The following is a 13,834-nucleotide window of genomic DNA, read 5'->3' on the forward strand; positions in this document are numbered from 1 at the left end:
TCGAGCCTCAGGAAGTGGTGCCGATGCCGTCACCCGCAAGCGCCCCGCCCGCTCCTTCCAACCTCAGGCGCGTGGTCACCGCGTCCCTGATCGGCACCACCATCGAGTGGTACGACTTCTTCCTCTACGGCTCCGCCGCCGCGCTCGTCTTCGACAAGCTGTTCTTCCCAGAGTCCGATCCGCTGGTCGGTACGCTGCTGGCCTTCCTGACGTACGCGGTCGGCTTCGTCGCCCGCCCTGTCGGCGCGCTGGTCTTCGGCCACTACGGCGACCGGCTCGGCCGCAAGAAGCTGCTGGTGATCAGCCTGCTGCTGATGGGCGGCGCGACCTTCGCGATCGGGCTGCTGCCCACCCACGCCCAGCTCGGCTCCACGGCCGCCGTCCTGCTGACCGTGCTGCGGCTGGTGCAGGGTTTCGCGCTCGGCGGCGAGTGGGGCGGCGCGGTGCTGCTGGTGTCGGAGCACGGCGACGCGCGCCGGCGCGGTTTCTGGGCGTCCTGGCCCCAGACCGGCGCGCCGGCGGGCCAGTTGCTGGCCACCGCCGTGCTGGCGGTGCTGACGGCGGTGCTGTCGGAGGACGCGTTCGTCTCCTGGGGCTGGCGCGTGCCGTTCCTGCTGTCCGGTGTGCTGGTACTGGTCGGCCTGTGGATCCGGCTGTCGGTCGACGAGTCGCCGGTCTTCAGGGCCGCTCTGGCGAAGGCCGAGGCACGCAGGGCCGCCGAGAAGGCCGGGGACACGACGGCGGAGGCCATGCCGCTGCTGGCCGTGCTGCGCCACCACTGGCGCGACGTGCTGATCGCGATGGGCGCGCGGATGGCGGAGAACATCAGCTACTACGTCATCACCGCCTTCGTCCTGGTCTACGGCACCAAGCACCTGGACTTGGAGAAGCAGACGGTGCTCAACGCGGTGCTGATCGCCTCCGCCGTCCACTTCGCGGCGATCCCGGTGTGGGGCGCGCTGTCGGACCGGTGGGGGCGCAAGCCGGTCTATCTGCTGGGCGCGGCCGGGATCGGTCTGTGGGCGTTCCCGTTCTTCTGGCTGGTCGACACCGAGTCCTTCGGCGCGGTGCTGCTGGCGGTGACGGTCGGGCTGGTCCTCCACGGCGCGATGTACGCTCCGCAGGCGGCTTTCTTCTCCGAGCTGTTCGCGACCAGGGTGCGCTACTCCGGGGCCTCGATCGGCGCGCAGTTCTCGTCGGTCGCCGCCGGTGCCCCGGCCCCGCTGATCGCCACCGCCCTGCTGGCGGACTTCGGGGGTTCGACGCCGGTGGCTCTGTACGTGATCGCCGCCGCGCTGCTCACGCTGCTCGCGGTCGGGGTGGCCAAGGAGACCCGGATGCGGGATCTGGAGCGGATCGGCGAGCCGGAGGAGGCGGCGCCTGCGCCACGCGGCCGTTCCGTCCCCGTGGACGGACCCTGACCTCCGGACGGGCACCGCCGCCCGCCGAACGCCGGGCGAGACCGGCCGGCGTTCAGCGGGTGACGGCGACGGACATCCGGTGCAGCCGCAGCGCGAGCTGCACCTCCAGGGCTCTGTCCGGGCACTGCCAGTCGCTTCCCAGCAGTCGCCCGACGCGTTCCAGCCGCTGGGCGACGGTGTTGACGTGGACGTGGAGTACGTCCTTGGTCCGGGCCGGGCTGGAGCCGGAGGCGAAGTACGCCTCCAGAGTGCCCACCAGGTCCGTGCCGCGGCGCCCGTCGTACTCCAGGAGCGGGCCGAGAGTGCGGTGGACGAAGCCCTCGACATCCCGGCCGTCGGCCAGCAGCAGCCCGAGGAAGCCCAGTTCCCCGGAGGCCGCGCCCTCGCCGAAGCGGCCCAGCAGCCGCAGAGTGTCCAGACAGCGGCGGGCCTCGTCGCAGGCGGCGGCCACCGCCGCCGGGTCGGCGGCCGGCGTGGGTACCGGCGGGGAGGCCCCGACGGTGACGGGAGCGTGGACGGCCGCACCGAGCTGGGCGGCTACCTGCCGGGCCGTGCCGCCGGGGCCTTCGGAGGGCTCGTGTTCCGCGGAGCCCTCCTCGCCGGCCAGCGGCAGCAGCAGCACGGTGCCGCCTGCCCGGGCGGCGGCCAGTCCGTGCCGGGTGGCGGCCAGATGGGAGGCGGCCGACCACAGCCGCTGCCGGTCGGTGGCCTCCTGCCGCCCCGCGCCGCCTTCGGTGTCCAGCCTGGCGGCGAGGACGACATGCGGGACGTCGAGGTCGGCCCCGAGCCGGGCGGCGCGTTCACGCAGCAGCCGGGGGTCACGGTCGGCGGCGTCCAGCAGGTCGTCCAGGATCTCGCCGCGCACCCGCTGCTCGGCCTCGCTCGCCGAGCGGCGGGCCAGCAGCAGCAGCGAGGTGACCATGGCCGCGCGTTCGAGGGTGCGCTGGTCCATGGGGTCGAGCCCGCGGTGGCCGCGCAGCACCAGCGCGCCCAGCAGTTCGCCGCCCGCGGAGACGGCCGCCACCCAGGAGTCGCCGTCGCGCACCGCGTGGCCGTCGCGGCGGGAGCGCTCGACGGCCCGGACCGGCGCGCTCGCGCCTCCATCGGTTATCTCCGCGAACTCCACTTCTCCGTCCAGGACTTCGGAGACGGCGGCGGCCACGTCGTCCACGTCTTTGCCGCGCAGGACCAGCTCGGCGAGCCGGTCGTGGACCTCCGAGGAGCGTTCGATGGCGGCGCTGCGGTCGCGGATGATGGCGTTGGCGGCCTCCAGCTCGGCCATCGCCTCGCGGGTCTCGGCCAGCAGGCGGGCGGTGTCGATGGCGACGGCCGCGTGGGCGGCGAAGGAGGCCAGCAGAGCGACCTGCTCGCGGTCGAAGACACGTGGGCGGCGGTCGGCCGCGAAGAGCACGCCGATCACCTCCCGGCCGAGCATCAGCGGCACCCCCAGGATCGCCACCAGGCCCTCGTCGCCAACCCCGGAGTCGATGTTGCGAGTGTGCAGGAAGCGCTCGTCGCGCATGTAGTCGTCGGTGACGTAGGGACGCGCGGTCTGGGCGACCAGCCCGCCCAGCCCCTCCCCCATGCCCAGGCGGAGCTGCTGGAAGCGTGCGGAGACCGACCCCTCGGTGACGCGCATGTAGGTGTCGCCGGCCTCGGGGTCGTTGATGGTCATGTAGGCGGCCTCGGTGCCCAGCAGGGAGCGGGCGCGCTGGACGATGGCGCGCAGCACGTCGTCCAGCTCCCGCACTCCCGCCAGGTCGTGCGCCGTGGCGAACAGCGCCGTCAGTTCCGCCTCACGTCTGCGGCGTCCCTCCAGTTCGGACCGTACCCGCAGGGCGAGCATGCGGGCGCGGTCCGCCGCGGGGGAACCGTTCGGCCGGCCGGGCCTCTCGTACTCCTCGGCGGGGGCGCCGCGGGCGAGGAGTTCCAGGAACGTCAGGGGTGCGGATCCGGCGTCGGGCCCGGTGTCGGGTCCGGTCGCCGGTTCGGCGGGCCCGGTGGCGGGCTCGGCGGCGTGGTGCTCGGGCATGGGCACAGGAATACCTGCCGATGGTACGGGTGCGCCAGGGGGCGTACGCGGGCGTGTGCGCCCGGCGCGCCGGGGTGCGGGCCGGTCAACGCCGGGGCGCGGGTCAGTGCGCCGTCCAGCCGCCGTCCATCGCCAGGGACGCGCCGGTGACGAAGGATGCCTGCGGGCCGCACAGATAGGCGACGGCCTCGGCGACCTCCTCCGGCTCGATCAGCCGCTTGACGGCCGCGTCGGCGAGCATGATCTCGGAGACCACGCGGTCGGCGGGGATGCCGTGCGCCTCGGACTGGTCGGCGATCTGCCGCTCCACCAGTGGGGTGCGCACATAGGCCGGGCTGACGCAGTTGGAGGTGACGCCGTGTGCGGCACCTTCCAGGGCGACGACCTTGGACAGGCCCTCCAGCCCGTGCTTGGCGCTGACGTAGGCGGACTTGTAGGCGGAGGCGCGCAGCCCGTGGACCGAGGAGATGTTGACGATCCGGCCCCAGCCCCGGTCGTACATGTGCGGCAGGGCGCCGCGCACCAGCCGGAAGGGGGCCTCCAGCATCACCGTCAGCACGGTGCGGAAGACGTCCGGCGGGAACTCCTGGAGAGGGCGCACCAGTTGGAGTCCGGCGTTGTTGACCAGCACGTCGGTGCCGGCGGCGGTCCGCTCGGCGGCGTCGAGGTCGGTGAGGTCGAGGTGGACCTGCTTCAGGGCTCCGGGCAGGCCCTCCGCCAGCTCGGCCAGCCTTCGCAGTCCTTCGGCGTCCCGGTCCACCGCGCGGACCTCGGCACCCGCGGCGGCCAGCCGCAGGGCGCAGGCCCTGCCGATGCCTCCGGCCGCGCCGGTGACCAGGGCGGTGCGCCCGGCGAGGTCGAGCGGCGCGGCGGGGGGACCCGGGGCCGGGTCGGGAACGGAGGGCGGGGGGACGGTACGCGGGGTTCGCGGCGCGGTCATGGCCAGCACCCTAGGCAGCGGCCACTCCCCCACCGATGTGTTCCGCACCCATACTTCACCGCCCCGCGGTGGTCTGGAACCACGTGGGTCCGTCGCTCCTCGCCCGGTCGATGCGCGTCAGCGCGAACTCCTCCGGCGGGGACAGCTCGTCCGGGCCGGACCACTCCACCTCCAAGGACTCCTCGTCGTTGACCCGTGCCCGGCCGCCACCGCGCGGCAGCGGAAGGACGTGTCCACGAACTGGCAGACGTCCCCGTTGGGACAGCGGACCGGGGCCGGCGTCCGCACCAGTACCAGCCGTTCGGGCACGGCCCGCACCGCGGTCTCCTCGTACACCTCGCGCACCGCGGCTTCGGCGGGCTGCCGCGCCGGCTGGGCGGGGTGCTGGTGGGGCTGGCGACCGCCGGAGAGGTGGGGGGACGTCCCGTAGGGGATGCGCCGCGCTCCCGCGGCGCGTCCCCGCTCAGCCGCCTGTTCAGCCGGTCCGTACGGCGCGGTCCGCCACCAGCAGGCGTCCCTCGGCGTAGCCGCGCACGGGACCGGGCAGTTCGGTGGGCCTGCCGCCGTGGAGGACGGTCAGGGTGCCGGTGGGGGGCACCTCCGGCGCCGGTTCCGCGTCGATGCGCCGCAGCGCCTGGACCGCGACCGCGGCGGCCGAGCCGTACAGCACCGGTTCGGGGGTCGGCGGGAAGTGGACGGCGGCGCGGATCCGCTCGGCGACCAGTTCGTAGTGGGTGCAGCCCAGCACCACTGACCGCACCGTGCGCGGGGTGAGGGCCGCGGCCGCGGCGACGGCGGCGTCGACGGCGGTCCCGTCCCCCCTCTCCACGGCGTCGGCCAGCCCGTGACAGGGCACCTCGGCGATCTCGGCCCCGTTGCCGAACCGGGCGATGAGGCGGCGCTGGTAGGGGCTGCCGGTGGTGGCGGGGGTGGCCCAGACGGCCAGGGGCCCGCCCGCGGCGGCGGCCGGTTTGACGGCGGGCACCGTGCCGACGACCGGCACCGCCGGCTCCAGCTCGGCGCGCAGCACTTCCAGGGCGTGCACGGAGGCGGTGTTGCAGGCGACGATCAGCGCGTCGGGCCCGTACGCGGCGGCCGCCCGCGCGCAGTCCAGGGCGCGGGCGGTGATGTCGTCGGCGGTCCGCGGTCCCCAGGGCATGCCGTCGGGGTCGGAGGACAGGACGAGGTCGGCGTCGGGTCTCGCACGCCGTACCGCCGCCGCGGCGGCCAGCAACCCGATCCCGGAGTCCAGAAGCGCGATTCTCACGGATCACAGCGTACGGGCACGGGCGGGCGCGGCACCCACCGGACGGCCCGGCCGGCGTCGTGCGCGGGAGGCCGCCCGGGGGAGGTCACTTGCGGCCGGGAGTCCACCGCATGCCCCATCCGTAGGCCTGGTCCACCGTCCGCTGCGGGCTCACTCCTCGCTCCGGCACCAGGAAGCGCGACTCGCGCCGGACCAGCAGGTCGCCTCCGTCGTTGGTGATCAGCGCCAGGGCACAGACGGTGGAGGGGAGGTCGCACTCGTCGAGGGAGAAGTCGACGGGCGCGCCGTGCCGCGGTGTGAGCGTCACCGTGGCGTGGAGACCGGCGAAGCTGCGGGCGCCCTCGTAGATCGTGACGAAGATCAGGATCCGCCGGAAGCTCTCCCTGTGGTCGAGGTTGATCGTGAGGTTCTCGCCAGTCTCCACCGCACCGGTGCGGTCGTCGCCGTCGAGGTGGAGGTACGGCGGCCGGTGCAGCGCGCCGAAGGCGTCGCCGAGGGCCTGGACGACTCCCTTGCTGCCGTCGGTGAGCTCGTACAGGGCGCACAGGTCCAGGTCGGGGCCGGCCTGCGGCGCCAGGGCCCGGCTCAGCCTGCTCCCCCAGCCCCCGGACCGCCCGCTGGTCCGCCAGTTGAGGTTGACGCGCATCGCGCCGGAGGTGCCGCCCTGCTTGGCCAGCGAGACGGTGGGCGCCTCCTTGGTCAGGGTGACCTTGCTCAGCCGTACCGGCCGCGGCGCGGGCCGGGGTGGCTGCGGCGACGGTGAAGGCACGGCGGCGGGGGCCGGCGGCGCGGCGACCGGGGGAGACGGCGGCGCCTGTGGCTCGTCGACGGCGATCCCGAAGTCGGTGGCGAGGCCGGCCAGTCCGCTGTCGTACCCCTGCCCCACCGCCCGGAACTTCCAGACGCCCTGCCTGCGGTAGAGCTCGCCGAGCACGAAGGCGGTCTCCACGGTGGCGTCCCGGCTGTCGAACCGGGCGAGTTCGGCTCCGCTGCCGGCGTCGAGCACCCGTACGCGCAGCTCCGGCACCCGGCCGAAGTCCCCGCCGTCCGCGGAGGCGGCGACGACGACCTTCTCGATCGCGGGCTCGACCCGGTCGAGGTCCACGGCGAGGGTGTCGGTCACGGCGTCGCCCTCGGGCCTCCTGCCCTCGTGGCGCACGGCGCCCGAGGAGTGCCGTGCCTGGTTGTAGAAGACGAGGTCGCCGTCCGAGCGGACCCTGCCCGAGGAGGCCAGCAGCAACGCCGAGGCGTCCACGTCCGGCACCCCCGGTCCGGTGCGCCATCCCACCTCGACCCTGACCGAGTCGGCGGGAACCGGGATGTTGGCACCTTTGAGCATGGTCATGTCTTCCTCTCCGTGACCGGACCGTCCGCGTCCGCGGCGCTCCGCCGGGCCCCGCTTCCGGCCTCACCCCGAGCCTTGACGGGCATCCTCGCCCCCAAACGAACGAGATGACCGCTTTCTCCATTTTTCCCGGCAGTTGCGGCCGATGACCGCGCAGAGCCCGTCAAATGACCTTCTTTTCTCTCTCCCCAACCAGCACATCGTGGGCTTAACTTATGAGTATGACGTCCCCCCGCAGCACCTACGGCGGTGGCTACTACAGCGCGCCGTCCTTCGCTGACACCCCGATCTACGACAGCCTGGTCGCCGAGCGGGGCACCCCTCAGATCGCGCCCATACGTGTTCCGGCCTCCCCGTACGAGACCTCGGACCACCTGCCCGCCCTCCCGGCCGCGCTGCCCGCGCTGCCGTCGGGGCCCTCCTACCAGCCGCAGCCGCCGCGGGGCTACCCGGCCCAGACCTACCAGCAGCCCGCGCCGCTGCAGCAGACGCCCGCGCCCCACATCCCGCAGCAGGCCCCCGCGCCGCGCGGCGGATACGGCTACCCGCACCAGCCGCAGCCCCAGCCGCAGCAGATGCGTCCGGTCGCCGCCCGTCCGGCGCCCGTCCAGGACCCGTACCCCGGCTCGTACGAGGAGCCCTACAGCCACTCGTACCAGGGGCGTGGTCACTGACCCGCCGACTGTCCGACCCGGGTGGCAGGATGGGTTCATGACCACGCCCACACTGGCCGCGCTCAACCTCTACCCGGTGAAATCGTTCGCGGGTGTCGGCACCGCCCGTGCCGTCGTGGAGCCATGGGGGCTGTCGGGGGACCGGCTCTGGATGGCGGTCGGTCCCGACGGCGCACCGCTCACCCAGCGCGGGCACCCGCACCTGGCGCTGGCCGCCGCCGAGCCGCTGCCCGGCGGCGGCCTGCGACTGTCCGCCCCCGAAATGCCCTCGCTGACCGTCGAGGTGCCGGACCCGGCCTCGGGCACCGGCGTGTTCGAGGTGTGGCGCACCAAGGTCGAGGCGGTGCCCGCGTCCGACGAGGCACACGGCTGGCTGACGGCGTATCTGGGGACACAGGCCCGGCTGGTCCACATGGACGCGCCCGAGCGCCGACGCCCCGTCACCTCCTCGCACGGCCGCCCGGGCGAGACGGTGAGCCTCGCCGACGCGTTCCCGGTGCTGCTCACCACGGTGTCGTCGCTGGACGCCCTCAACCTGTTGATAGAGCAGGGGGATCACCCGGACGAGGGTCCGCTGCCGATGGACCGCTTCCGGCCCAACGTGGTGGTCGAGGGCACCGCGCCCTGGTCCGAGGACGGCTGGCGCCGCGTCCGGATCGGCGGGGTGTCCTTCCGGGTCGCCAAGCCCTGCGGCCGCTGCGTGGTGACCACCACCGACCAGGCCACGGCCGAACGGGGCAAGGAGCCGCTGCGCACCCTGGCCAGGCACCGCCGCTTCGGCGACCGGCTGCTGTTCGGGCAGCTCCTCGTCCCCGAGAACACCGGCTCCCTGCGTACGGGCGACCTCTTCGAAGTCCTGGACTGACGGGCGCGGGCGGCACGGCGGGGCGGAACGAGGCCCCGCATACGCGAGGTCCCCACCGGACACGCCCTGCTCGCCGTCAAGCAGGCCGTGCGGCCCCGCCGTGCCCCCCTGGCCGTCCGGGAGTGGAACGCCGCTCCACGTCCCGCTCCCGGGTGCGCACCGCCCGGGCATGGGCGGCCCCTCCCGGCGCCGGCGGCCACGGGGCGATCGGCCCGGGCAGGGCCCGGGCGCCGCCGGGCGGCCGGGAGCCCTTCCGAAGGCGTCCCCATGGAACGGAACACGAGAGGCTCCGCCGCACCGGTCCGCCCGCGGGCGGCCGAACGGCGAAGGCGCAGCGCCACGTTAGGCAACGGGAGGTTGCGGGAACGTTGCGCCCCGGCGGCGCGGCGCCCTCGGCCCTCCCGGACGGCCGATCCCGTAGGCCTCGCGCAGAGCTCGCAGCCGGGCGCCGGGCGCCGCCCCGGCGTCCGGGGGCAGCGCTCCGGCCAGGGCCTCCCACACTTCGAGGTCGTCCTCCCCCCAGGAGGTGCGCACCCAGGTGTCCAGCAGTTCCGGATCCCGGCGGGTGAGCAGGGCCCGCCGCAGCCCGTCCTCCAGCGTCCGCCGCCTCCGGACCACCCCGGGCGCCTCGGACAGCGGCAGCAGCGGGCCCCGGTAGGCGGCCAGCGCGGTGGGCAGGTCGCCGGCGTCCAGCGCCTCGGTGACGGTGTCGCAGTCGGTGCGCACCGGGGCGGTCAGACGGTACGGGCGGGAGGCCAGCAGCGGGCCCAGCACCCCGCGCAGCCGGGACAGTTCGGCGCGCAGGGTGACAGGGCTGACGTCGCGTTCGCCGTACAGCTCCAGAGCGAGCCGGCCGCCGGAGAGCCCGTCCGGGTGGGAGGCGAGCAGCAGCACGATCTCGCTGTGCCGCGCCCCCAGGCGTACCGGCGCCCGGGACCGCCCGGTGTGGAGCAGGGCGCCGTCACGGCCCAGGGCCTCCAGGAGCCGGGCCGGAGCGGTGGCCGTGACGAGGGAGGCGAGCTGGGCCTCGGCCGCCCGGACGGTGGCCTGGACGAGGGCGAGAGTGTGCGGTGAGGCGAGGTGGTCGCCCCCGGTGATGTCCACGGCGCCCAGCACCCGGCGGGTTCGCGGATCGTGGACGGGGGCCGCGGCGCAGGTCCAGGGCTGGACGGGGCGGCAGTAGTGCTCGGCGGCGAAGATCTGCACCGGGTGCCCGAGGGCGAGCGCGGTGCCGGGCGCGTTGGTCCCGGCGTGGGGTTCGGACCAGCGGGCGCCAGGGACGAAGTTCATCCGCTCCGCGCGCCGTCTGACGTCCGCGTGGCCCTCCACCCACAGCATCCGGCCCTGCTCGTCGCAGACCGACAGCAGGTGGGCGCCGTCCTCGGCGATGCCGCCCAGCAGTTCCCGGAACAGCGGCATGACCCGGCCCAGGGGGTGCTCCCGGCGGTGGGTGGCGAGGTCGTCGCCGGCGAGGTCCACGGGTGCCACACGGTCCACCGGGACCGACGCCCCGGCCGAGCGCCGCCAGGAGTCGGCTATCAGGCCGCGCACGGGCCCGCCGACCGCTCCCCCGGCCAGGAACGCCTCGTGGGCGCGGCGCACCGCTCCGGCCCGTTCGGCCGGGTCCGCTCCCGCCTCCAGCGCCAGCCATTGTCTGAACACGCCGCCATCGTGCTGCCGGGGAGGGTGTCGCGGCAACCGGGCGACGGGCGGGGAGTGTCCCGCGGGGGCTCCCTCCGGCGCGCGGCTCGCACCGGGACGGCGCGTACGGGTGTGGCCGACCGTACGGAGGGGACACGGGGGGACAGGCCCCGCACCCCCGGGGACCCGAGGAGCCCGGGAAGCCCGGGGACAGAGCCGAGCCGTGAGCGGAGCCGCGAACCGAGCGACGACCCGAGTGAGGACCGGAGGTTCCATGCAGACGCACCCCCCGCTCGCCGACCGCGAGTGCGCCGAGCTGGACGCGCACTGGCGCGCCGTGAACTACCTGGCGGCGGGCCAGCTCTACCTCCGGGGCAATCCGCTGCTGCGCGAGGAGCTGCGTCCTGAGCACGTCAAGCCACGGCTGCTGGGTCACTGGGGCACCTGTCCGGGCCTGGGGCTGGTCTACACCCATCTGAACCGGGTGATCCGCGTCCGCGACCTGGAAGCGCTGTGCGTGTGGGGACCGGGCCACGGCGCGCCCGCGGTACTGGCGGGGAGCTGGCTGGAGGGCACCTTCGGAGAGCTGTGGCCCGGCATGGGGCGCGACGAGGCGGGCATGGTGCGTCTGTTCGAACAGTTCTCCTCTCCCGGCGGGCTGCCCAGCCACACCTCCCCGGTGGTGCCCGGCTCGATCCAGGAGGGCGGGGAGCTGGGGCACTCCCTGTCACACGCCTACGGAGCCGCCCTGGACAACCCGGACCTGGTGGCCGTCTGCGTCGTCGGGGACGGCGAGGCGGAGACGGGGCCGCTGGCCGCCTCCTGGCACTCGAACAAGTTCCTGGACCCGGTGCACGACGGCGCGGTGCTCCCCGTCCTGCACCTGAACGGCTACAAGATCGCCAATCCGACCGTGCTGTCCCGCGTCCCCCACGAGGAGCTGGACGCCCTGCTGCGCGGCTACGGCCACGAGCCGCTGTACGTGACGGCCGCCCCGGACACCCCCGCGGCCGAGGTCCACCGCGCCCTGGCCGCCGCCCTTGACACGGCACTGGACGAAATCACCGCGATCCGGCGCACGGCGCGCGAGGAGGGGGCGGCCGGACGACCGCGCTGGCCGGCGATCGTGCTGCGCACCCCCAAGGGCTGGACCGGCCCGCGGGAGGCGGACGGCGACCCGGTGGAGGACACCTGGCGTTCCCACCAGATCCCGGTGAAGGACGTGCGCGACGACCCCGGCCGACTGCGCGCGCTGGAGCGGTGGCTGCGCTCGTACCGGCCCGAGGAGCTGTTCGACGGCTCCGGCCGCCCCCTGCCCGGTGTGCTGGCGCAGGTACCGCGCGGGGAGCGGCGGCTGGGGGCCTCGAAGCACGCCGACGGCGGCCGGCGGCGAAGGCCGCTGCCGCTGCGCGGCCCGGAGGACTTCGCGGTGCCGGTGGACGGGCCCGGCGTCTCTTCCCACGAGCCGACCCGGGTGCTGGGCGGCATGCTGCGGCGGCTCTTCGAGGACACCGCGCGGCGGCGCGACTTCCGGCTGACGGCCCCGGACGAGGCCGAGTCCAATCATCTCCAGGACGTCCTGGAGGCCACGCCCCGCGCCTGGCAGGGCGCCTTGCTGGAGACGGACCGGAACCTCGGCCGCCACGGCCGGGTGATGGAGGTGCTCTCCGAGCACCTGTGCCAGGGCTGGGTGGAGGGCTACACCCTCACCGGGCGGCACGGGCTGTTCACCTCCTACGAGGGATTCTCCACCATCGTGGCGAGCATGGTCACCCAGCACGCCAAGTGGCTGCAGAGCGCCCGCGAGGTGCCCTGGCGGACTCCCGTCCCGAGCCTGAACTACCTGCTGACCTCGCACGTGTGGCGCCAGGACCACAACGGTTTCTCCCACCAGGACCCCGGCTTCGTCGACCATGTGCTCACCAAGAGCCCCGACGTGGTGCGGGCCTACTTCCCCCCGGACGCCAACACCCTGCTGTGCGTGGCCGACCACGTGCTGCGGACGACGGACACGGTCAACGTGGTCGTCGCCGGCAAGCAGCCCTGCTTCGACTGGCTCGGGCCCGCTCGGGCGCGCGAGCACTGCGAACGCGGCGCCGGGGTGTGGGAGTGGGCCGGGACCGAACGGCCGGGACGGGAGCCGGACGTGGTGCTGGCCTGCGTCGGGGACGTGCCCACCCAGGAGGCGCTGGCCGCCGCCTCGCTGCTGCGCGAGCACCTGCCCGATCTGGCGCTGCGGGTGGTGAACGTCGTGGACATCGCCCGGCTGATGCCCGCCTCGCGGCACCCGCACGGGCTGCCGGACGCGGAGTTCGACGCGCTGTTCACCCGTGACCGGCCGGTGGTCTTCGCCTACCACGGCTATCCGTGGCTGATCCACCGGATCGCCCACCGGCCCGGCCTCCACGACCGGCTGCACGTGCGCGGCTACCGGGAGAGCGGGGCGACCACCACCCCGTTCGACATGGTGGTCCGCAACGACCTGGACCGCTACCGGCTGGTCATGGACGTGGTCGGCCGGGCGTCGGGGTTCGCGGAGCGGGCGGACAGGCTGCTCGGGGCGGTGCGGGAGACGCGCGAGCGGCACCATGGCTGGATCCGCGAGCACGGCACCGACCTGCCCGAGGTCGCCGGCTGGCGCTGGCCGGGCTGACGAACCGGGCCGGGACGGGGACGCGGTCAGGCGGCGGTGGGGACGAGCGCCACGGGGCAGTGGGCGTGGTGCAGCACCGCGTGGGCGACCGGGCCCAGGCGCATGCCGAAGAGGCGGTGGCGGCGGTGCGCCGCCAGGACGACGAGATCGGCGGACGCGCTGGCCTGGACCAGCGCGTGGCCGGGCCCGGCGTACACCGTCTCGGCCCGGGCGTCGACGTTCGGGTGCGCCTCGCGCGGCCCGGCGACGGCGTCCACCGGCACGCTCTCCTCGTAGCGGGCCTGCTCCTCGGCGATCTCCTCCAGCACCCGGGTCGGCGGCGGCACCATGACACCGGGGTAGACCGGCAGCTCCCAGGCGTGCAGGACGAGCAGGGCCGCCGCCCGACGCTCGGCCTCCTCGAAGCCGTAACGCACCGCGTCGGCGTCCGTCCCGTACTCCACGCCCACGAGCACGGTGTGCCGAGGGCGCTCGTTGTCGCCGCGCACGACCATCACAGGGCTCTCGGCGTGCGCCGCCACACGCAGGCTCACCGAGCCCAGCAGCAGCCCGGCGAAACCTCCGTGGCCGCGGGTGCCGACCACGGTGAGCGCGGCCCGGCGCCCGGCGCGCACCAGTGCGGCGACGGCGCTCTCGTCCACCGCGGACGGCCTCACCTCCAGCCCCGGAGCGCTCTCCCGGGCCTGTCCGGCTGCCGCCTCGGCGATCCGCCGGGCCTGCCGGGACAGTGCCCGCCGGTGCTCCTCGTCGGCCCCGCGGACGGTGCCGGAAGCGGCGTCGGTGCCGGCGGTGGTGCCGGCGGTGTCGGGCGCGAGCCGGTGGGCGGGCACGCCGCACAGGACCTCCAGGGGCGCGCCCCGCAACACGGCCTCCTCCACCGCCCGGTCCAGGGCGCGCAGGGAGTGGTCCGAGCCGTCGACGCCGACCACGACGGGGAGCCGGGCGGAGCGGTTCACTGTCCTCACGCCTCCAGGGGCGGGGGGGGGGGGGGGGGGG

10 protein-coding genes are annotated in these 13,834 nt (G+C 74.9%); 4 read left to right on the top strand and 6 right to left on the bottom strand.

From position 1 onward, the window contains the following. The first annotated feature begins 23 nt into the window (after window positions 1-23). On the top strand, window positions 24-1,421 hold the full coding sequence (locus LJ221_RS08800) for an MFS transporter (protein WP_241715175.1): 1,398 nt from the start codon (window positions 24-26) through the stop codon (window positions 1,419-1,421). Window positions 1,422-1,473: 52 nt separating this feature from the next. On the opposite strand, the gene LJ221_RS08805 is transcribed toward LJ221_RS08800, so the two are convergent. From LJ221_RS08805 to LJ221_RS08825, 4 genes are all read right to left on the bottom strand, one after another. After that, a complete protein-coding gene (locus LJ221_RS08805) occupies window positions 1,474-3,453 on the bottom strand; it encodes a GAF domain-containing protein (RefSeq protein ID WP_241715176.1) in 1,980 nt (659 codons plus the stop codon). Between the two features lie 103 nt (window positions 3,454-3,556). Further along, window positions 3,557-4,393: a 3-hydroxybutyrate dehydrogenase gene (locus tag LJ221_RS08810; RefSeq protein WP_241715177.1), complete on the bottom strand. Its 837-nt coding sequence runs from the start codon at window positions 4,391-4,393 to the stop codon at window positions 3,557-3,559. Window positions 4,394-4,868: 475 nt separating this feature from the next. After that, window positions 4,869-5,660 carry a glutamate racemase gene (locus tag LJ221_RS08820; protein ID WP_241715179.1) on the bottom strand — a complete coding sequence of 264 codons (792 nt, stop codon included), beginning with the start codon at window positions 5,658-5,660 and terminating at the stop codon, window positions 4,869-4,871. An 85-nt stretch (window positions 5,661-5,745) separates the two neighbouring features. Continuing rightward, complete coding sequence (locus LJ221_RS08825) at window positions 5,746-6,999, bottom strand: TerD family protein (protein WP_241715193.1); 1,254 nt, start codon at window positions 6,997-6,999, stop codon at window positions 5,746-5,748. Window positions 7,000-7,226: 227 nt separating this feature from the next. On the opposite strand from LJ221_RS08825, the gene LJ221_RS08830 reads away from it, so the two are divergent. After that, complete coding sequence (locus LJ221_RS08830; protein WP_241715181.1) at window positions 7,227-7,679, top strand: DUF6643 family protein; 453 nt, start codon at window positions 7,227-7,229, stop codon at window positions 7,677-7,679. A gap of 37 nt (window positions 7,680-7,716) precedes the next feature. After that, on the top strand, window positions 7,717-8,544 hold the full coding sequence (locus LJ221_RS08835) for an MOSC domain-containing protein (RefSeq protein ID WP_241715183.1): 828 nt from the start codon (window positions 7,717-7,719) through the stop codon (window positions 8,542-8,544). Window positions 8,545-8,886: 342 nt separating this feature from the next. On the opposite strand, the gene LJ221_RS08840 is transcribed toward LJ221_RS08835, so the two are convergent. After that, window positions 8,887-10,206: a GAF domain-containing protein gene (locus LJ221_RS08840; RefSeq protein WP_241715185.1), complete on the bottom strand. Its 1,320-nt coding sequence runs from the start codon at window positions 10,204-10,206 to the stop codon at window positions 8,887-8,889. Window positions 10,207-10,459: 253 nt separating this feature from the next. Here LJ221_RS08840 and LJ221_RS08845 point away from each other — a divergent pair, with 253 nt between their 5' ends. Continuing rightward, window positions 10,460-12,838, top strand: a complete 2,379-nt coding sequence (locus tag LJ221_RS08845; RefSeq protein WP_241715187.1) for a phosphoketolase — start codon at window positions 10,460-10,462, stop codon at window positions 12,836-12,838. A gap of 26 nt (window positions 12,839-12,864) precedes the next feature. On the opposite strand, the gene LJ221_RS08850 is transcribed toward LJ221_RS08845, so the two are convergent. Further along, window positions 12,865-13,834 (bottom strand): universal stress protein (locus LJ221_RS08850; protein WP_247719812.1); only part of this gene is annotated, 970 nt, incomplete at its 5' end.

This window comes from Streptomyces sp. CNQ085, assembly GCF_022614595.1.
Lineage (GTDB): Bacteria > Actinomycetota > Actinomycetes > Streptomycetales > Streptomycetaceae > Streptomyces.